Origin of the sequence: Gabonia massiliensis (genome assembly GCF_001403595.1) — a bacterium.
GTDB lineage: Bacteria > Bacteroidota > Bacteroidia > Bacteroidales > Coprobacteraceae > Coprobacter > Coprobacter secundus.
In genome coordinates, this window is record NZ_LN877938.1 from 532339 (window position 1) to 554298 (window position 21960).

At 45.7% G+C, this 21960-nt stretch carries 11 protein-coding genes and 1 pseudogene; 1 reads left to right on the forward strand and 11 read right to left on the reverse strand.

Translation table 11 applies throughout. The annotated features are described in order from the left end of the window. Positions 1-201: 201 nt before the first annotated feature. The 11 genes and pseudogenes from BN2628_RS04285 to BN2628_RS04335 all read right to left on the reverse strand — a co-directional run bounded on the left by BN2628_RS04285 (position 202) and on the right by BN2628_RS04335 (position 20475). A complete protein-coding gene (locus BN2628_RS04285; RefSeq protein WP_021931366.1) occupies positions 202-2511 on the reverse strand; it encodes an alpha-L-rhamnosidase-related protein in 2310 nt (769 codons plus the stop codon). Between the two features lie 5 nt (positions 2512-2516). Beyond that, entirely contained in the window at positions 2517-5720 is a 3204-nt protein-coding gene (locus tag BN2628_RS04290; protein WP_082430126.1) for a phosphodiester glycosidase family protein, read from the reverse strand. A gap of 47 nt (positions 5721-5767) precedes the next feature. After that, positions 5768-8395, reverse strand: a complete 2628-nt coding sequence (locus BN2628_RS04295; RefSeq protein ID WP_055096152.1) for a glycoside hydrolase family 2 protein — start codon at positions 8393-8395, stop codon at positions 5768-5770. Positions 8396-8458: 63 nt separating this feature from the next. Further along, a complete protein-coding gene (locus BN2628_RS04300; protein ID WP_055096154.1) occupies positions 8459-9322 on the reverse strand; it encodes a hemoblobin-interacting domain-containing protein in 864 nt (287 codons plus the stop codon). A 62-nt stretch (positions 9323-9384) separates the two neighbouring features. Then, positions 9385-10995 carry a beta-N-acetylhexosaminidase gene (locus BN2628_RS04305; RefSeq protein ID WP_074023940.1) on the reverse strand — a complete coding sequence of 537 codons (1611 nt, stop codon included), beginning with the start codon at positions 10993-10995 and terminating at the stop codon, positions 9385-9387. Next, the gene (locus BN2628_RS04310) at positions 10992-12491 is read right to left on the reverse strand and encodes a LamG-like jellyroll fold domain-containing protein (RefSeq protein ID WP_082430127.1); all 1500 of its coding nucleotides are present in this window, start codon (positions 12489-12491) and stop codon (positions 10992-10994) included. The genes BN2628_RS04305 and BN2628_RS04310 overlap by 4 nt, the downstream gene beginning before the upstream one ends. Before the next feature lie 27 nt (positions 12492-12518). Then, positions 12519-13379, reverse strand: a pseudogene (locus tag BN2628_RS04315) (alpha/beta hydrolase); the annotation flags it as partial. Positions 13380-13547: 168 nt separating this feature from the next. Next, positions 13548-15320 carry a RagB/SusD family nutrient uptake outer membrane protein gene (locus tag BN2628_RS04320; RefSeq protein WP_074023942.1) on the reverse strand — a complete coding sequence of 591 codons (1773 nt, stop codon included), beginning with the start codon at positions 15318-15320 and terminating at the stop codon, positions 13548-13550. A 12-nt stretch (positions 15321-15332) separates the two neighbouring features. Further along, the gene (locus tag BN2628_RS04325; protein ID WP_257606384.1) at positions 15333-18779 is read right to left on the reverse strand and encodes a TonB-dependent receptor; all 3447 of its coding nucleotides are present in this window, start codon (positions 18777-18779) and stop codon (positions 15333-15335) included. 128 nt (positions 18780-18907) lie between these two features. Beyond that, positions 18908-19840 carry a FecR family protein gene (locus BN2628_RS04330; protein ID WP_021931356.1) on the reverse strand — a complete coding sequence of 311 codons (933 nt, stop codon included), beginning with the start codon at positions 19838-19840 and terminating at the stop codon, positions 18908-18910. A gap of 62 nt (positions 19841-19902) precedes the next feature. Beyond that, a complete protein-coding gene (locus BN2628_RS04335; RefSeq protein ID WP_021931355.1) occupies positions 19903-20475 on the reverse strand; it encodes an RNA polymerase sigma-70 factor in 573 nt (190 codons plus the stop codon). Positions 20476-21308: 833 nt separating this feature from the next. On the opposite strand from BN2628_RS04335, the gene BN2628_RS04340 reads away from it, so the two are divergent. Continuing rightward, positions 21309-21956 (forward strand): DUF47 domain-containing protein, encoded by a 648-nt coding sequence (locus BN2628_RS04340; protein WP_021931353.1) that lies wholly within the window; start codon positions 21309-21311, stop codon positions 21954-21956. The last annotated feature ends 4 nt before the right edge of the window (positions 21957-21960 follow it).

Below are 21960 nucleotides of genomic sequence, written 5' to 3' on the forward strand. Positions count from 1 at the left end.
AAAACTAACCCAACAAATCATTTATTATCAGATAAATACATACAAAAATTTCCCCTCTTGAGAGGGGAAATTTTACTCTAAACCACTCATTATCAGGAAGGGAACAACAGCCAAACATTCCCTCTCCGAAAGAGTATAATACAGCTTCTAAAATCTCATTATACAAAAAAAGAGACCCTAACCAAACACACTTATATATTTCTACCTATACGACAGCTCTATTTCCCACTCGCCTCCCGATATGCGTACAGCCTGACCGTCGGAAAAATCGGCTTTATAGCGTTTATCAGGATAGAATTTTTTATTTTTGAAAATCTTTTTCCCTTCCAATTTCACTTGCTGTACTTCCTCTCCAACAGGTAGCAGGGCTTGTGCACCAGACGGGACACTCAACCGAATCTTCAACTCTTTTTCCGAACGATTCAAGGAAACCGAAATTCGCCCATTGACACTGAGCATCGACATTTCAGCATGGGTAAGAAAGCCCATTTGCGGTCTGAGGCTGAACTCTTTAAAGCCCGGCTTTACCGGAGCTATCCCACAGACTTTTTGAGACAGGAGAGTCAATCCGCCTCCACTCCAAGCATGGTTATAAGTACCTCCGCCAAATCCTTCGGGCCCGATTCCCCACCCTTCGAAAAGCGTCGTGAGACGGGGATAATCTACCATTTTCCCAAATCTTTTCTTCATTCGTTCAAGGGCTTCGCAAGGGCGATTCATACGGAACATGGCTTCCAATACGTATTTTTCCATGTAGGGACTGGCATATTCATAGTGTCGGAACAGTTTCAATATGGCTTCATATTTCGACTCGTCGGCCAATCCTGAGAGTACCGCCAACGCCTGCAGCCGGTCATCGGGATGGGGAAGCGACTCATCGGCCCGATACGCATAGCCTTTCCAGTATGCCCTGTTAAACGCATCTTTCAAGGCACTCATTTCTTTTTTCATATCGGCGGCATCGTCTTCTTTACCGAGAACTCCGGCCATGCGGGAGACTCCATCCAATGCCAGATAATACCAAGCATTGAATAATCCTTTTATATCGACATTCGTGCCCCAATCGCCCCACGTCCAGTCTCCGCTACGAAACTTGACAGTGCCGTCTTCGTTATATTCCCATACAGCCAGATACCGCTTGACAGAATCATACAAATCGGCGATAGTAGCAGTATCGCCGGTATTCAGGTAATAATTCCAAAATCCATACAGCCCTACACTGGCCAACATCTGCCCCGGCAGTTCCGTCTGATAGTTCGATGAAGGAATCGGCGAGAATATCGTGCCGTCTTCTTTCTGCCACTGCATCAGTTCATACATGCCTTTTTTCATCAGCAAATGCGATTGGGGACAAAGTGCATAGAATGACTCTCCCGACTCGATCACCTCATCGCCCCACCATTGAGCACGCTCCCGGTCGGGGCAATCCATATAGGTGTCGCGCATGGTCACCAGCAACGTGCGTTGCGCTTTCGTCCAAAGCCGGTTGTAAAAATCGTCATTACAGCTAAACGAGCCGGCAAAAGAGGTATTATAGCTGGTTTCCCGATAGGTCGCATTTATCAGAGTAATTTCTTTGGGGAGTATATAATATACGGCATGTCCGTTTATCCAGCCCAGGCTTTCATAGCTTTGCCGCCCTTTCCGGGTCACATATTCGGCTCTGAGATTATACATGCCACCGCCTTTGTAATTATCCGTACATACGCTTATCGTATCTCCCCCTTGTGCTTCTACTTCCAAGCATGGTGTCAATTGCATATTGTAGGGCAGATGACAAATGAGCGTATCTTTTTCCTGTCCTCTTCTCCATTCCCGAAGAGTATATTCTTTCTGTCCATAATCTTTCCACATCGGGATTATTCTCGGGTATAGTTTGTTCCACGGCTTACAACCTTCTTTTCCTACTTCTACCGAAGCCGACCACGGATACCAAAGACTGTCTGCCGGCGACACTATCCACGATTCTGAAAAGAGGCGGGCATCATAACCGATGTTGGATTCGGACAGTCTGAAATTGGGCTGTGTCCCCTTGGGAGTGTAATATCCCCCATGAATGGCCGAAAACCAACTTTTATCACTATACAGAGGGAATTCGTCCGAAAGGCTCTCCACAAACAATCCGGCTTTGCCGCTCGGCTGATAAGAGAACCCCTCTTTCCCGAAATACCACAAAAGAATAGCGACGGCATTTTTCCCTTCTTGCAAGAAAGAGGTCACATCGACTGTGTCGTAATAGGTATCTTCCGGTGTGGGCCCCCGTTTCACAGCCCCCTCGAAGACGGCGAGCCTACCGTTTATCCACATCCAGTACTTGCTGTCGGCCGCGATTTTCAATGTTACACTTTCCGAGGGACGAGAATTCAAATGGATATCCTTGCGAAAGCAAAGCCATGTATTCGAGGCGCTTTGATTTTCAAATGCGGTAATCCACCTCGCCCGACTCTCGTCTGCCTGTACGAAAAAGAACGACAAGAGTCCCCAAATTACCAAAACGATTTTACGGGACATATATATTATCGGATTATCAATTTGAATGTAAAACTTTCCATCTCCATATTTACTTTCAAGAGATACAGCCCTGAGGGCATGTCGGTGAAATCGAAACAATAAGTGCCAGACAATTCGCTTTCGCCCTGCCGCATGCAATGGCCGTCCAAGGTATACAGGGCGTAAGCCATTTTACACGGCCCGTTTCCGTCCTGACTCAAATAAAACAAGTTGGCACTTTTGTCTTTATAAAACTTTACATTCCGGCTCCATTTCGAGACCGATTCCAAACCGGTAGTTTCCCCGAAATTGAAATGCCGGGAGACGCTCATCCCATTGTATGTACCTGTTACCGTACCTTTTATATCGGTTCCCTTGAGTATCAACGTCTCTCCTTCGATATGCCCCAACTCCGGCGAACAGCTCCATGTGACCGGTGAAAGGTCGGAATCTACAAGGACATTATATTGATTGTATCCCATCAAACGCAAAGGCAGGGAAAGGGAATTTATCTGTTCCTTATTCCAATAATTGAATGCCAAACGCACTATTTCCCAGTCGACCGGAGTCGTCGTCTGTAGCAGCCAACCGTTGGTAACGGCCCTTTCCTGCCCGTCGCTCGGACGGTTCACAACGGTATGGTTCACTACCATCCCGGTAGAACCTCCTCCGTCGAACCCGACTACGTCGGAAGCTCCCGCACTCCTGAACAAGTCGCACATTTCATCGGAATAAACTCCTCTGGAATGAGCCTGACGACCGTCTATTACCATCAGATACAGCCAACGACCGTCGGCCGAACAGCCTACTCCGGTTCTCGGATAGAGCACATTGTTATAGGAATCGTTAAAATTGCACTCCATGATTACCCCATCCTTCATCAAAAGAGAATTGCCGCCTATCATCTCCCGGATAGCCGGAGTCTCATTGCCGGCTGTCTTGATTGTCATATTGATTTTCAACTTTTGTCCTACGGTAAGTTTATCCAAGAACCCTTTTGCCTGGTCGATACCCGACAAAGCGGCTTCGCCGGGTTTCAGGGCATTTTTCCCTTCTGTATCTTTGATAATCCTTGTCACGATGCAGGTAATGGGCGAGTTTATCTTCCATGCTTGTCCGTCGGCCAGTTTGAAAAAGACCTCTGTTTTCAGTTTATCGCCTATCTCGGCATTCTCGTCCATACGGGTATATCCGCCCGCAAATTCGTTGTAAAAAGTCATATCGCACGAATAACAATCTGTGCGGGGAAGATTTACGTCATTGAAAGTATAGGAGGCGATAGGGGCTTTCAAGCTGACGACCGAGCCGGAAAATGCCATGTTGTCAAGAATTGGTTTATTGTTGTCGTCGATAGCGGCAAAAGCCCACTCCATGCTACGGGGCTCCCGCTGTATGATGCCTTCGGAAACGCACCCGCCCCGAGGGGCTCCGATAGGGAATTCCTTGTGTGCGCTTATATTAAAAAAATCCCCGTTTATCCCTGCAAAGGCGTCCGCTGTCCCGGTGGTATATCTATCACAAGCCGACGATACAGTCTCCAAGCCCTCGATGAGGTCGTTCCCCAAAAAGGTCTTGACTCTCGTATTCGGATTTTGCAAATCCACTTTCAAGACATGGGCTTCAATCGGCAGTTCATCGATACGGATATGAGAGTATTCACAGCCGGGCCCCGGGATATAGGCGTTCAAGGTATCTACCAGATATTGTTCTCCCCGTATCAGTACTTGTCCAAAAGAGTCATACGTCTCGGCGATTTGAATCAGCTTTTCCCTGAAGGCTTCTATTTCACCGGAATTTCTGGTATAATCGGACGGGGAACGGTACACTTGTTCCAAAATTTTCTCGGCATTCTGCCTGCCTACTTTTCCTTCTACGATTTTCAACAACTCATAGTCTTCCTGTCCTTCTTTCCAACGTTCCAAACGTGCGGATGCAATGGGTTCCTTCACTCCGAACATATAACCGGGGAATACCAAACCGCCGTCACCGACAGCATCCAGACTACGGTCGAATGCAAATGGCTCCATACGATACCGGTTTACCCCCCAATACAGGAATCCGGTCTCATTTTCTTTATATACCCGCCACATGATCGCCCGATTATGGAACGGTGTCTGAGAAAAAAGGAAGTTGGGCTGAACTCCCACAGGACCGCAACAGACATAAGTCCACCACTCTGCCCTGGGCTCTATCATTTTCCTAAAGTCTTGGGCAACCGAATTCTGGCATTTATACTCTTCGGCTGAAATGGGCAGTATCTTGACGTACGGTGTCAAGAAATCGAAGGTATATTTATAATCCCATTTATTCTCGCCTTCGATGAGCGAGCTGGAAATCGGCACAAGCATTTTTGCCTCGGGTTCGAGCGAGAGTATATGGGCCGACTCCTTGGCTATCTGTTCATAGTGCGCCGGAGTCTTCGGCTCGTCCCAAATATAGAAATAGCACCGGTCGAAATACCCTTTTTCCTTCATGTCGGCACACATGCGCAAGATTTCCTCATCGTCTACCAAACAAGGAAGGGCAAAACGGCAAAAGCGTTTGTCCTGAAGCAATTTCTGGCTTCTGGGATCGTCCCACGGCCAAGGAGAGAAACAGTTGTCCCAACGCCAAATCGAGGGGTCGATAATCTTCCCGTAATAAGGGTCGATACGGCGTGTGAGCAAAAACTCGGTCCACAACTCCTTCTGCTCATCAGAGCCATTTTCGGGCAAATTATCTATATCGACACAGAACTCCGAAGGTATGGACGGTGTGAGAGGAATCTCATAATCGGCCACACGTACTTTGAAATTCAAGGTAACGTTATTCCTTATGGACTTGACATTCACCGAATAATCATAAGTACCGGGGCGGGCATCCCGGGGTGTCTCAAAAGTCAGCCAAACCACGGTTGTGGACTTCTCGGCCTTTGTTTTCGACTCAAAGGGGACCAGTGCATCGTCGAAGCCGTCTATCTCCCTCAAAATGCGGTATTGTACCCCGAACTCTTGTGGAGAGCTCGATGTAGAAAGGGTTATTTCTTCTTTGGGGATGGTGGAAAATACAAGCTGTATATGTTCCGTCTCGCCTCGTCCCAAAACGACCCGGTTGTTTTCTTCTGCCGGGAAATTCTGATAATTTTCCTGCAACTCGGTACAGGGCATTACCCATACATCTCCCGTGTTTGCCGCATGCAATCCCACTCCCATTGAAAACAGGGCAAAAACCGACACCAAATAATTTTTCATAGATTTTACTATTTACTGATTTTTTATTGTATTATGTTTCACTTTTCTTATTCTCCGAACTCCGTCTGCTGGCGTTCTACATTTTTCAGCTCTTGGTTGAGCTTATTCCGCATCTCCGTCTCATTCGAGCGGTTGACGGTCGAGACTGGACGCATGACGCCCCCTCTCTCCTCCTCATCATAAATGGAAACGTGGGTGGCGGGCAGCACGTCAAACTCCAGCTCTCCCCGCAAAGGCATTTGCAACCCGGGCGAATCGACTTCGGCTTTTATCTTCACTTTGCCGGGACGCAGGGTGGTGCGCAAAAGTACCGGTGCCGTACCCCACTCTACGGGACGCGGATTGGTGTGCGAACTCTCATCGGCGAGCAAGCGGCCTTCTCCTTCGACCGAAAAACGTATGTGGTAGTTATTCAGCCGCTTAACTACCCCGTCCTCATCGGCCACAGATGCGATTACAGTCACCAAATCGGAGCCGTCGGCCACCGGGTCAATCCCCTCGGTATCTAACTGAAGGACTATTTTGGCGGGACGCCTTGCGGGCCTGCGCTTATGTTCCGCCACCTTTTTCCCGTCTTGGAAGCCTTCGGCCAACAAGAAAACTTCATCTTGTCTTTCTTTTCGGGAAAGTGCTTTATCGTCCATAAAACGATATACATCTTTGAATACGATAACGGGAGAAGGCATGCCGGCCCGGCTCTCTTTCTTATAGACATAAGTTTTCCCGCCTTGAAAAATGGTGAGCCTCACCTCTTCGCAATTGGAATATATTGTCACATCGGCAGGAGAAAACGGAGTCATCTCATGTGCGATATAAATCATAGGGCCACTCTCGGCCTGAATATCCAAGGAGTCCAACGGCCGTTGGGCCATAAACATGTAGTAGGAATATTTGGGTTGCCTGAAGACATCGGCCAAACCGCCATAAAACGGATCGGGGTGATATCCCCTCTGATGGTCGAACGAATGCCACAGGCAGCCTCCGAAATGCTGTTTCGGGGTTTTCCACAAAACGTCATAATTGGTGCACGTATAGGAAGGCGATGCATAGTGTGTCGCTTGCACCAGCATGGGGGTCTCTCCCCAACAACGTTTTACCCGGCTGGTGGAGTTGTGTGAGTTCCAGTCGTCGACATTGTCGCCCCACTCTCTGGTAAAATAGGATACATCGGGATTCAGATTTTTGATAGCTATATCGGTATCTCCATTCGAAGGATGAGCATAGAGCACCGAGAACCGTGATGCACCGCGCGCCTCGGAGTCTCCCACGATATGGGAATAGGGATACGGATATTCATCGGCAACTATTTGCGCCACACTGTCTACAAAGGATTCAGGATACCACGTTTCGTTAAGAATAGGTTCCCAAAGAAAGACCGACGGGCGATTCCTGTCCCGACGGATAATGTTTCTGATATCGTCGAAAACCCTTGTCTGGAAGATAGGGTCTTCGTTCCAGAATTGCCAGCCCGGAGTATTCTCGATAACGAAAAGCCCCAAGGCATCGCAGGCATCCATAAACGCAGGGTCCTGCGGGTAGTGGGCATTACGAATTATCTCCAAGCCCAAATCTTTCAACTTCTTCGCATCCCGCCAATGCAAATTATTGGTCATTGCATTGCCGACCACAGCGAAATCCTGATGACGGTTTGCCCCCATCAACGGACGCGGATAGGGTTTCCCGTTCACCCACAAACCGTCTTTTCCCTTAAACTCAATGCTCCGTATACCTATTTTTTTCCGATAGCCGTCTATCGTCTTGCCTGTCTTGGTATCTTTGACTTCGATATATACTTGATACAAAGACGGGGAAGAAGGATACCACAACCGGGGATTCTTGACCTCGATGCGAGCATGGCAATAGCCGTTTTTTCCAGACGGGATTTGAACGGAACTTACCTTTTTACAGACCGTCTCCCCGGACGGAGAGCACAATGTAACATGAACTTTTCCTTTGAACGATTGCTTGGTCTCGTTTTTCAGCTGTACTTTCAACTGCAAATCCGCTGATTTTTCCGAGACACGGCCGTACGAAACAAACGTACCCCCTCCGGCTACTTCCGACGCATAATTTTCATCGGTGATAAAAACCCGGTTATGGGCGATAAGCCAACAGTCGCGATAAATGCCGCCGGAATATGTAAAATCGAGAAATTCCTGCGGCTTTCCCGGCGGATAGAGCGGGTCATTGGAATTGTCCGTACAAACTGCTATCACATTCTCCTCGCCCAGCTTATCGGTAACATCGAGAATAATAGGCAAATAGCCTCCATAATGAGTGGCACACAGTTCTCCATTGACCCAAACCCGGGTTTTCCCCATGACAGCTTCAAAATAGACAAACAACTTTTTACCTAAGAGCCCGGGCTTCACCGAAAAATGCTTCCTATACCAAGATACCCCCTGGTAATTGGCACACCCGCTGGCTTCGGAAGGCAGAGTGTCCACACTATGAGGAAGAGATACCCGTCCCCAGCCCGAATCGTCGAAATCTACTTTTTCGGCACCGGAAACCTCTCCTTTATAAAAACGCCATGACGGGTTCATGGAATACACTTCCCTACCCGAATTTTCGACAGGGAAAAATCCGGCGACAGAAAATTCCGGTTGAAAAGACTGCGCTAAAACAGTCAGACAGAATTGAATATATAACAGTAATACGAGACCTTTTTTCATAATTGCTTTTTTTATGGAGGCATGCCTTATATGCAGGACATGCCTCCACTTACCTCTAATCTATCAATGTCTGATGATAATCTTCATCACTTTACCAGCTCCTTTACCATCGGCTTTGACCAAATAAACACCGTTGTTCAAATGAGTCAAATCCAATACGTTCTCACCTGCATTGAGCGTATAGGTCCCTACCATGACGCCTGTCAAGGAAATCACAGATACCGACTTGGAAGCGATATTCGAGACATACAAATGTCCGTTGCAGAAACGCATGCTGCCCACCAGATTTTCATCGATAGATGTCGTACCGAAAGCAACCGTTGCATCGGGATGATCCCATGCCGTAATGGTAAGCGTATTGGCGGCTGTCAAATCTTTAAGGATATAAAGTGCACCGGCTTCCATCGTATAATCGTCGGTTGTCAACTCGGTTCCGTCCACGCTTATCCCTTTAATCAGGTTTCTCCAAAGTTCATTGTCGGTGAAAGTTATCGTTGTATAATCGACCGTGCACTCGTCAACGGTCAAAGCCGGGGCTTCATTTTGCGGAGCTTCTGCACCATAATAGAAAGGTATATATGCCGAAGCTGCATTATAACCATCATTCAGCAAATATACGGCCCAATAGTATCCGTCTTCTACTGCTCCCATATTATTGCCCGGAACGGTACAAATGCCCTCGGCCGTACCCGGATTGTCCAAATAAGCGTAAGTCGTAGTATATCCGCCCGGAATTCCGGTAATCTCCTGTCCCAACGGTGCGATTCCGATATAGTCCTTGGCATTACAAGGACCATTGCTGTAAGTCACCACAATGTCCTCTCCTCTTTCAAAATGGAATTTATCCAACGAAATAACGACGTTTTGCGCCCACATTTGTGCAAATGAAACCATTGCACACACACAAAGTACTGTTAACTTTTTCATGATAATAATTTTTTAAATGAAACAAAATAGTAAAAAAATATATTAATAATACAAATTGATAATCATCGGATATATCCGGCGGAAGTCCATCGTCTCTTGAAAAACTCCAATGCGTCCGTGAACCTGCCGAACTCTTTATTCCTTCTCTCGGTCCAACCCACCTCGGCATAAGCCGCAACTTGGGGATAAACCATTTTATACATAATGTCGGGACGGTTTATCCACTCGCCCCACATGGCGCAAGTCACCCCCAATATCAAGTCTCTCCTGTCTTCCCATCCTTCCGGAACCGGATAAAAATTGTAGGCCTTTTCCATGGGTATGGGCTTATGTGCATATTCCAGTCCGGGAACGATTTTATCATAATTGTAATTCAGATAGGTATAGTCGCAGTAGCTATTCACTATTTTCAAATTCCTGCGAAGCGCTTTTTCCAATATCTCGGGAGTGCCCAACCAGAATTGCACAATCGTATTGTCGGCATCCAGCCGGCTTTGTGTAGCATTCTCCGGATGATAGGCATGCAGCTTGTCTCCGGTAATATCGTTCCACCCCATCATTTTCTTGCCTTTTTTCTTCAGGTAAGACGAAAGACGGTTGGCGAACCATATCTGCAATCCGGCCGGAGAATCGACCTTCTCTTTCTCCATGAGCCGCTTGATATTTTCGGAATTCTGCCATTCATCATATTTCACCTCATCGCCTCCGATATGAATGATATCCGAAGGGAAAAGAGCAGCTACCTCATCCAATACGTCACGGACAAACTGCTGTGTCCTGGAATCGGCGATGTCGAAAACCGACGAGAAGACACCGTAGGCACAGGAAACCGGAATCTCTTTTTTGCTACATCCCAACCACGGATATGCGGCAATCGCAGCTGAGGCATGACCTGGAAATTCTATTTCGGGAACAATCGTGATGTGACGCTCGGCCGCATAGGCAACAATCTCCCGAATATCTTTCTGGGTATAATATCCGCTGACGGGCTTTTTGTCATACACCGTGCTTTCATACCAATTCAGTTGGGTGGAGTCCCTGCGACCACCGACCTCGGTCAGCCGAGGATATTTTTTTATTTCTATCCGCCAGCCTTGGTCGTCGGTCAAGTGCCAATGGAACACATTCATTTTCAGCATCGCCATTTCGTCCAATAATTTTTTCACCTCTTTCTTTCCTTGGAAATTACGGGCTTCGTCCAATAAAAAGCCCCTCCACGGGAAAGCCGGGGAATCGGCAATTTCTACACAAGGGAACCGATAAGCGGCTTGTTCTTTTTGAAGCAGCTGCTTCAAGGTCTGAACGGCATAGAATACTCCCGCCGGAGCAGAGGCTTGAATCGAGATGCCCGAACCGGTAATATCAAGGGTATATCCTTCTTTCGCTATGTCTTTTGAAAAAAGCACCCGAAAATCGGCCTGCTCCCGATTCGAGAACCTATAAGCGACCCCCGCCTCCTTTTTCAAGGCATCCATCTCCTTTTTCGTCTCATACTTGAAAACCTCGTCGCAATAGACCGACAAGCGTTTCTCTATCCGGCACGTGCCTTCTTTCCACTCTACTTGATTGGGATAAGGCAATATCGTATTCCCTGCGAAAGAGGTGCTTCCGCACAGCAGGGCAAAGGCTCCTGCCACAATTCCCAAAAGATATTTTATTCCTGTTTTTCTCATTTCTTAAACTTGAACGTGGTTATCATTGCCGCATGGTCTGAGGGGAAACGCACGGGATGGCTGTCTATCATCTCGGAACGAACGGCCTTCACCTTTTTCCCTTTGTAATAGATAAAATCGATGCGGTATTGCAAATCCAACTTAGACATGGTAGACCATGTCAGGCATGGATATTTGACCGGGTCGGGATGCAACTCCCTATAAGAGTCTTTGAAGCCTTTTTGCTCCATCAACACGCTCGTCGGCCATTTAAAGACATACCCTCCAAAGAGATGTTTGGCCTCTTCTGTCCAATCCAAATGAGAGCCGCTATTGAAATCGCCGGAGACGAAAAGCGGGACTTCTTCCCGGTCGAAGAACGGTTTCATATCTTCCATAATCGCACTCAGTTCCCTGTATCTCGTGGGCAACTCACCTTTTTCCATTTCGGCCACCGTCATCCGGGCCCTTATCTGCTCGTCGGTGATAGGGCGGTAATCCAGCCACAGGTTCACATAATTGAAGGTTTGAGTCTGGCTGATGCGTATCGTGGCCGCACAGGTATTAAACGGCTGGAACATGTCCCATGTCTGCTCGATAGGATATTTGCTCATGATAGACAGATTGGAACTTCTCAGATAAAAATAATATCCCAAAGCATCGGCTATTTCAGCGCCTGCACCGTATGTCTCAATCATGCCAATGACATCGGCTTTCGCCCCTTTAATCACCTCGACGACCCGTTCGACGCCTACTTGTTCGCCCAGTTCGTGCCCTCCGTGGAATATATTGAAAGCCATCAGGTTAATCTCCGGGGTAAAGCGGGGCAGATTGTCTTCCTGCCTGATTCCCGTATGACGGAAATACTCTTCGGCAATCTCCTCGCTGCTTCTCACCCGGTCGGTAAACCGGAACTGGTCCAGCATACCGTTGAAGCTGTTCCATTGGTTATCGACGTGATTCCCGATGCGCACCGGATTTCCGGTAGCCAGATTCTTGTTTCCGTTGGTACAATAGGTAGCGACGTTTTTCCCGTCATAATACATTTTCATCTCGTCTTTCTCGGCAAAATGAGTAATGGCCAAAAAATGCCACTTGCCGTCGTTGACAGGCTGCCGCTTCGCCGTAGGCCTGTAATCCCACTGCCAATTTTTCCCATCGGTGAAATAGACGGCCCAAGAGCCGTTTTCCTGTGTGGAAATCATAAATCCGGCATCCTTCATATCGTAAGACATCTTGTTGCTGACGATACCTTTCCAACCGACATTTTCGCTCGCTGATTTCAACCAGATACTTATGGAGAAAGAACCCGCCATATCTACCGAATCGATTTGATGAACGGTAACGGGATTACGATGATAGGCAGCCCGGCTGATATCGAGTGCCTTACCCTCGATACCTTCGGAAAAACGGTAGTCCTTGTAAAACTCCGAAGGGTCGTTGAATGTCAATGCCACCTCTTTGGCTTGCATCAGCAGAGATGTGGATATGAATAGTAAAAACAGTATTTTTTTCATTTTTATCTTCTTTTATTTTTTGCCCGGTTTGCAAGTCTTGAGCCAGACTTCCAAATCGTTCAACATTTGATTCTTATACAGGAAACTTTCCAGTATTCCCCAACCGTGACCGCCCGAAGGGTATATATGGAGGGAAGCCGGTATTCCATGTTTGCGCAAGGCCAGATAATAATTCACACCGTTGTCCGGCGCTACTACATCGTCATCGTCGCTATACACGATAAAAGCCGGGGGGGTGTTGCCGGTCACTTGCTTTTCGTTGGAATATTTCTCTTCCAATTCCTTAGAAGCTCCCGACCCCAATAGATTATCGTGCGATCCCATGTGGGTGTACTTCTTATCCATCGTAATGACCGGATAGAACAGTATCTGGAAGTCGGGGCGCAAATTCCCGGTACTGCGTACTGCCACGGTAGAAGCCAAATGGCCTCCGGCCGAAGAGCCCATGATACCCACATCGTCGGGATTGATATTCCATTGCGAAGCATGACTCTTGATGAGCCTCATCGCCTCTTCGGCATCGGAATAAGGCACTTCTTTATGCCCCCGCTTGGGCATTCTATATTTCAGCACAATTGCAGCGATACCCATTTTGTTAAAATAAGGAGCCCAATCGTACCCTTCATGGTGATAGGCCAAATGTACGTATGCTCCTCCCGGACAAATAAGTACGGCTTTGCCGGTAGCTACCCGGGAATCGGGCAGGAATACCCGAATCGAAGGTTTGAAATTGCCTATCGACTCATCGAAGGGAGGAGAATCCATGCCGTTGCTGTTGGGCAATCCCTGTTGCCACAAATCGATGTCGAAAACCTTGTTATTTTGTTGTGCGATACCCGCTACCGCCACGCACAAAAGAAGCATGACGACATACCATTTACGTCTCATAATTTACTGATTTTGTTAAGGATGTGTGCATCGTACCCCACTTTCGGGGCACGGCACATTTTCCGTTTTTTTAAGCATGAAGTTTATAGAGCCCGCCTGAATTTTCCCAACAAGAAAACAGAAACTCTCAAATCTGACCCGAGCAAAATACAGACAGGCTCTTATTGCTTACCAAAAATTGGTTTCTTTCAAATTCGGGTTGGTTATCCGTTCGCCTTGCGGAATCGGGAAATAGTAATATTTCGGTTCTTCGAATTTTTTGGGGTTCTCCACATCATTAGTCAGGATGATATAACCGTGGTCGCCTTCGGACAAGGAAATACTGGTCTTTTCACCGTTCTCTTCTTCCAGATAATAGCATATCTTCTTTTTATATATGGGTTTCACGGCCTTGCTGTTCAAGAATATGCCCACATCGGTAACACCGTCACCGGTGACATCGAACACATCGTTTATCTTTGCGATATAAGCTCCCTGCGGCAATTCGAGCAACTTGCCTACTTTCCATCTCATCAAATCGTCCTGGCGGAATCCCTCGCAAGCCAATTCGACCCGCCTTTCCCGACGAATTTCGAGAATGGCGTTTCTCATACCACCGGTCACATTCGGGTATTGTTGTTCCAAAACCGGGTCGGCAACGAGGTCGGACAATACCATATCCGGCATCCCTACCCGTTTTCTCAACTTGTTGATGGATTTGTCCAAATCGGGCTGAGTCAATGTGCCGAGCTCGGCTTTCGCTTCGGCATAAATCAGAAGGATTTCGCCCAATCTCATCAAAGGCAGGTCGGTGTATGAACATCCCCATTGATTCTGCGAGGCGTCCTTTGACACGAATTTTATCTGCGGATAGCCCCCCAAGTTCATATTGGGGACAAAAGGTTTCGCATCTCCCGGACGAATATAGCCGGGATACATAAAGGTCTGTGCATATCGGGGATCTCTGTCGGCAAATGTCTCAATGAAAGTCTTCGTCTGATAATTTTCTACGGAAGAGAAGGGCACAGCCTTTTCGTCTTTTTTCACCAAATAGCTTTCCATTAAAGACCGGCTCAAATTGGTGGTATAGGCAAACACATGCATAGAAGCATCGTGGCGAATGAGGGCTTCGTTGTCAAAATCCTTGTACAAAATCATCTCTTTGCATTTGCTCAAGTTATTGCTGGCAAACAAGTTACGATAAGCTTCGTTCACTCCCCCGTCGGTGTAGATATCAAACTCGGCCGTATTTTCCATAATCTTCTCACAAGCGGACACGGCTTCTTCAAGGAACTTATCGGCTGTGCTTTCCAGCCCCAATTCGGTATGGTATTTCCGAAATGTACCTTCATGCAATGCGATTCGGGCAAGCAATCCATAGGCATACCACTGGGTGTATGTAACCCGCCCCTTCAAATCCGGCAAGATATGTTTACACCCGAACCTCAAATCCTCCATAATTTTATCCATCACGAACGAACGGGAATCTTGAGGTTTGTAAAGTTCGTCGATATCGGTATCGCTCAACACGTGGTCATACCAAGGAACGTCGCTATACCGCTTAACCAATTCATAATATTCTTTTCCCCGAAGCATACGGACAATACCGATATAATGGTCGATAAGCGCCTGGTCGCCTTCCGCCCTGCCCGCATTGTCCAAGAAATAGTTCAATTCCCTCACTTGTCCCCAATTCCAACCACCGACTGTAGCCGGGGTTATATTCCCGCGAATCAAGTCCAACATCTCATCTTTTTCCGATGCCACCACGTTGTCTGTTCCGATGTCCCAATATTGGGGGGACTCACTCAGATACAGTTTATTGACAAACAAAGCCAAATCGGACGGCGAGTTGAAAAACTTTTCCGTAACCAACGAGGTCTCGGGCAACCGGTCCAAAAAAGAATCATTACAACCACACAAACTTATAAACACGACAACTATATATAATATCCTTTTCATAATTCATACATTTTAGAAGTTAAGGTTAAGACCGAACGAAAATACCCGCTGCATGGGGTGAACCAAACCAAGGCCTTCGGGATCGACATTTTTACTCAACTTTGTAAACTCAGCTACATTTTCACCGCTGAAATAAAATCTTATCTGGTCTATTTTTATCTTGCGAGTAAGATTTTGCGGGAGAGAGTATCCGAAAGTTATATTCTTGATTCTCATATAAGCAGCATTCTGCAAGTAGCGGGTCTGCGGAATACTCATATCTCCGTCTGTCTCGGCCGTATAGGATTTCAAACGAGGGAAATACCCGTCCGGATTTTCCGGAGTCCAATGGTCAAGATTGTTGGTATACACATCGGACCACGGTGCACGGTAAATACCGAAGAATGTAAACACATTGGGATACCAGTCTTTTTTGCCCACGCCTTGCAGCAAAATTCTGAAATCGAATCCGTTCCATGCGGCATTAATATCGGCACCGTAACAATATCGGGGGCTCTCGTTTCCTATGACCGAATAGTCTCCATGGTCGTCAACGGTCCATTTTCCTTTATTGATATACCCGTCATTATTCAAATCCTTGTATTTCAAGTCACCGGGAGCCAACGGACGGTCACCGGGATAAGCGGTCACTTCCCATTGGTCGGCATGATTTTTAATATCTTCTTCACTCTGGAAAAATCCCTCTGTCGTCAAACCCAAGATATCTCCCATACGCCATCCCGCATAGTAATCGTCCAACGTACCGGTTTCGTTATTGAACCGGGTGATTTCGGCCCAAGAATCGGACAGATTGAACTTGACCGAATAGCTGAACGGTTTTGAAGCCAAACTGAACTGGTTTTGCCATCCTAAAGAGATTTCCCAACCTTGCGTCTTCAAATCGGCTGCGTTTTGACGAGGGGAGGAAACCCCCAAGACGCCCGGAAGCGTTTTGCCGGGTGTCAACATATCAAGAGTATTCCTTCGATAAACGTCTCCCGAGAAAGTCAGACGGTTTCCAAAAAAAGCCAAATCCAATCCCACATCGATGGTGTTTACCTTTTCCCATGTCAAATCACCGGAAATCAAATTAGGAGAACCCACACCGATGGGTTTCTTACCATCAATCAAATAGTTACATTCATAAAACGACATATTCGAGATGTATTCATAGTAACCCACATTTTGGTTGCCCAACCAACCGTACGAAGCACGAAGTTTTGCCGCATTCATGACATCCTTTATCGGCTGGTAGAATTCCTCATTCGAAATCACCCATGCAGCCGAGAAGGAAGGGAAGAATCCGAAACGATGGTCTTTCTGGAACCGGGATGTACCGTCGTAACGCCCGTTTGCCTCAAAAATATATCGGTCTCCAAACATATAATTCAAACGATAAAATCCGCTTCGTGTCGCCCAGCTGTAACGGTAATCCGTCAATTCTTTATTTTCACCCGAAGAAACGGCTATACTGGGAGCAGAGTTACTGATAAGACCGTCTCGCTGGCCGGTGAAATATTGCGCCGACTCCAATTGTTGTTCAAAACCCACCGTGACACCGAGCTCGTGTTTCCCAAACTTTTTGTTGAAATTCGAGTAAATATTAAACAATGTAAACCGGGAATTATCATGTTCCGTTTTGGCAAAATCGCTCCACCCCAATTCTTTGGGTGCGCTATCGGGCCCGTCCCTAAAAACAAAATCTTTGTCCGACTCCCAATAATTTTTATGTTTGTTCCAAAACTTAATCGCGAGGTCTCCTTTTACCGACCATACATTCTTAATCAGCGAAATATCGAACGAGACTTGCGTCTGTGCCAAAAGTTCTTCTGTCTCGCTCTCTCCTCCCATTTCCGTTCCGGCAATATATTTCGCTCCGTTCTCCGTCCAGCTTCCGTCGGGATTCTTGGGCACCGTCAATGCGTTGGCATTATGGATGTAAGTATACAGCCAACCGCTATCGAGCGAAGAGGGGGCCTTGTAAGTATAGTAAGTCATCGAAGTATTGTTCGAAATATTCAACCAATCGGTCACTTGATAGCTGACATTGCTTCTTAAATTATACCGGTTAGCTTTATCTGTATTATATCTGAGCATACCGCTCTCTCCAAAGTACTCGCCACCTAAATAATAAGATGTCTTGGCCGTAGCACCAGACATGCCGATAGAGTGCGAATGAGAGAATCCCGTGTTGCTATACAGTTCGTGAAACCAATCGGTCGCCCCCAAATAAGAATAGCGGTTGGGGTCTTTGGGATTGATCATCACCGGTGAAAGCGATGGGTCGAGCGAACGCTGCCTGGCATATTCCAACTCTTCCTCGGTATAAAGGTCGTACCACGGCGCCCCCATAATATCTTTGTACGAAGCCTGTATATACGGGTCTTTCACAACTTCCGGCATACGGCCCAACGTGCGCACGTTCACCGTATTATTAAATGAAAATTTAGTTTTACCTTCTTTTCCTTTTTTCGTCGTTACAAGAATCACACCAAAGGCAGCACGGGCTCCATAAATAGCTGCCGAAGAAGCGTCTTTCAAGACCGATATACTCTCTATATCGGCACTGTTCATACGAGAGAATTCTGCTTCTGCCATCGGAATCCCATCTACCAGAATCAACGGTGAGCCACCGTTGGTAATAGTCGTCGCACCACGAATATTGAAAGAGGGCGTCTGATTCAATTGGCCGCCATCGACATTGATATTCAAGTTGGGAACCAATCCTTGCAACATAACTCCGACATTATTGGCAGAACGATTTTCAAGAGTCGTACCGGAGACAGCCTCCACCGCACCGCTCAAATTTATCTTTTTCTGTGTTCCATATCCTACCACGACCACTTCGTCCAACTCCCGGTTATTGTCGTCCATAATAATATTGAAACTATTCTTATCGGCAATGACTACATTCTTATCCTCCATACCCACATAGCGAATACTGAGCACCGTGTTTTCGTCATAATCTCCTTCGATATGGAAATAACCGTCAAGATCGGTCACCGTACCCTGCTGGGTACCCTGTATATGGATACTTGCTCCTACGAGCGGTTCTCCCAAGTTGTCTTTAACATAACCGGTCAACTTGCGCTTGCTCTTTTCCTTGCTCCCTTCGGTCTCACGGGAAAGGACAATGTGGTTGCCTTTCATCTTGTAACTGATTTTCTCACCTTTGAACAGTTTGTCCAGTACGGAAGAGACCGGCTCCGACTTGACTTTAATCGAATATTTCTTTTGGGTATCTACCTGTCCATTAATGATTATAAACAGGTAATTGGTCCGTGACTCTATGTCATTGAGAATAACTTGAAGGGGAGTGTTCGTACGATTCAAGGTTACTTTGGCATTTTGGGAATATGCGTTAAAGGCACAGACATTCAGCATTCCTATAAGGAACAAAAAACGTGTGATTTTCATAAATCTAAATAAAATTATTGAATTAGAGAACCCTTTATTCTCCAACATCAACTTCTTTTTCATATATTTGTGTGTTTTAAGATTAATACGATTGTTGTGTTAATTCTTTAAGGGGGAATATTGATATGTTTGGCGACGGTTCGATATTCCCTTTTCTGTACCTCTCTATGTTTTTTCCATAATATTATCTTTTAGTTAATATAAAAAGTTTGTGTCTCAAAATCTTGTCTGAATTCAAACGGGATGTCCACTTGCAACACCCGTAAAGCATAGTCCAACCCGTCTATACGGCGAAACTTGCCCAAGCAAAAATTATCTTCCAATTCCGGATTTTCAATGATAATGCGGACTCCATATATTTTTTCAAATTCGCTCATCAAATCACCAAACCGTATATTATTGAAATCGATTATACCCCCGGTCCAACTATAGCTGCCTCGATCGCTCAAAGACTCTTTTTTCAGCGACCCGTCGACCAGTGTCGCTTTTTCGTTCGGATTCAACATCAGGCTGCCGATTGCGGTAACCACTTCTACCTTACCTTCGAGCAACGATGTCACGAACCTGTCTCTCTCTGCATAGGCCTCCACGTTGAATTTCGTCCCCAAGACCCGGACATCTCCTTTAGAAGTTTTCACGACAAAAGGAATATCTTTTTCCTGATGGGTAACTTGGAAAAAACCCTCTCCATCGATTTCCACCTGCCGCACCTTGCCTGTAAACGCCGTAGGATATCTGAATGTCGTCCCCGAATTAAGATAGACCGTAGTGCCATCGGCCAACGTCAAGTTCATATACTGCCCCAACGGAACATCGATTTGCGAGACAGACGATACCGTCGTATCCTTAGGGTTCGAAGCAAACCACGTCAACAAAACAGCACAGATGAAAACTGCGGCGTACCGGCCGATATGGATAAAATCGATTCGTCTATACCAACCTGTCTTTTTATGAGATTCGAAAGATTCCTTCTCCCCAGTCAATATAATAGCCGTATACAGTTTGCGTTCGTTCAACAATTCCCGCATATTCTCCGGTGCAGCCTCTGCCCATTCCCGAATGCTGATTCGTTCCGACTCGGAAGCTGTCCCATTAAAAAAACGATATAGCAATTCTCTATCCATAAATTTATCCTTTACGTATATATAACTAACGAGTATGAAAATACCCTAACAAAAAAGAACGATTATTTTACGAAAAAGTAAAAAAAGACCAATAAATAATCTTTTAGAGCGATACGAAGTACCTTCAAAGCCTTGCTCACATGGAATTCGACCGTTTTAATGGAAATATCCAACCGTTCGGATATTTCCCGGTTTGTAAGAGATTCCATACGGCTCAATAGAAAAATCTCCCTTGTCTTTTCCGGAAGCGACCGAATGGCATCATTTACCAATCGGTGAACCTCCTTCGAAAATATCTCTTGCGGATTACAGGCTTCCAACGATGTAATCTTAAAGTCCAATTCCCACTGATATTGGTTCTTTATATTATCGATTACCTCTTGCCTTTTACGGAGATGGGTCAAATGTGTCAGGCACTTATTTTTAAGGGATACCAATATATAAGCCGGGATATTGGTGTCTGCCGGCAATTTCCCCCTATTCTCCCAATAGGCTACAAAAGAATCGGTCACAAAATCTTCTGCGATGCTTCTATCACCGACATAAGAAATTGCCAATTTGATAAACGGCTCTCTATATTTTTGGTAAACTTTATCAAAAGTCGAAAATACATCTATCTTATCCAAGCACTCCATAATATCATCAAAGGAGTATTCCCCTTATATTAAATAAAACAAAAATCCCTTCTCCTTTGAAATTGACCATTTTACAGACCAGCTTAAAATAATTTTTATATTTCATGGTATTTAGAAAAAGAATATAGTGCTAAAATATTAAGAATATCTTGAATATACAAGGAAATAATATGACATTCTCGTGAATAATAACAACGTGTATCAAACTTATGCAGGAAAAATCAATATGGCAGCAGTTCCCTTTGTATGTTGCCGTAGTGCCTCTCAGCCATTCTATCATACTTTTTTCTCTCCCTTCATAAAAATATCCTCTCAGGTATCATGTGGACTGCCACTCAAAAAACAGGCACTACAAGACAATGAGATATTGACTCGTCCTGTTGTATCTCAACTTTGGTAGCACTTCTCAACGCCCCCCCCCGTTTGTTCCCTCTGAAGGAGGCTTGTAGAAACTCAAAAACAAAATAAATAACTTACATTTTAAAACTCAATACATATATAAATAAAGAAAAAGGGGGCATTTTCATTCAAAAATACTCTTTGGTGAGGCTCTTTTTGTCCCCATACTTATAATCTGTAACTTTTTAAAGATTCGATTTTAGTTTTTACACCCTCTCACAAAGAAGGGAAAAATGCACAATAAATTACTCATTATAAAATAACTATGAAATTTTCCTGTAATTTTTTTTTCTGAATAAAAATGAAATCAATTGCAAATATTATCTTTGCAGCAAAGATGGTAAGAGCTGGCAGACCTGATGGTCGCATGTGCGGAAAAATATTCATCAAAGGCTTAAAAACAAGAAAGAAACATAACTACTGACTTACATTTTATGAAAAATTCATTTTTTAGCAGGTTTACTCCTCAGGAACCCAAATTTTTTCCCATGCTGAATAAACTGTCTGAAATCGTAGTCGAGTCTTCGGCTCTGCTGGTTGCCGACCTCCGGCATGACGAACCGGACAAACGTGCTGATTATTATAAGCAGATTAAAGAGCTGGAGCGTAAGGGCGATACCCAGACACATATAATCTTCGACGAGCTGAGCAAGACGTTCATTACTCCTTTTGACAGGGAGGATATTCATAACCTGGCTTCTACAATGGATGATGTCATCGATGGAATCAACAGTTGTGCGAAGCGCATCTCTATTTATAACCCCCGCCCTATTTCCCAAAGCGGACAAGAGCTGGGTGCGCTCATTGAAGAGGGTGCGGGTATTTTGTGCAAGGCAATGAAGGAACTGGAAACTTTCCATAAAAACCCGTCTGCCTTGCGGCAGTATTGCGACAAACTGCATGAGATAGAGAATCATGCGGATGATGTATATGAGCATTTTGTCACGCAGCTGTTTGAAGAGGAGAAAGACAGCATCGAACTGATAAAGATAAAGGAAATCATGCAGGAACTGGAAAAGACCACCGATATGGAAGAGCGTGTGGGGAAGATTCTCAGAAGCTTGATTGTAAAATACGTATAAGACG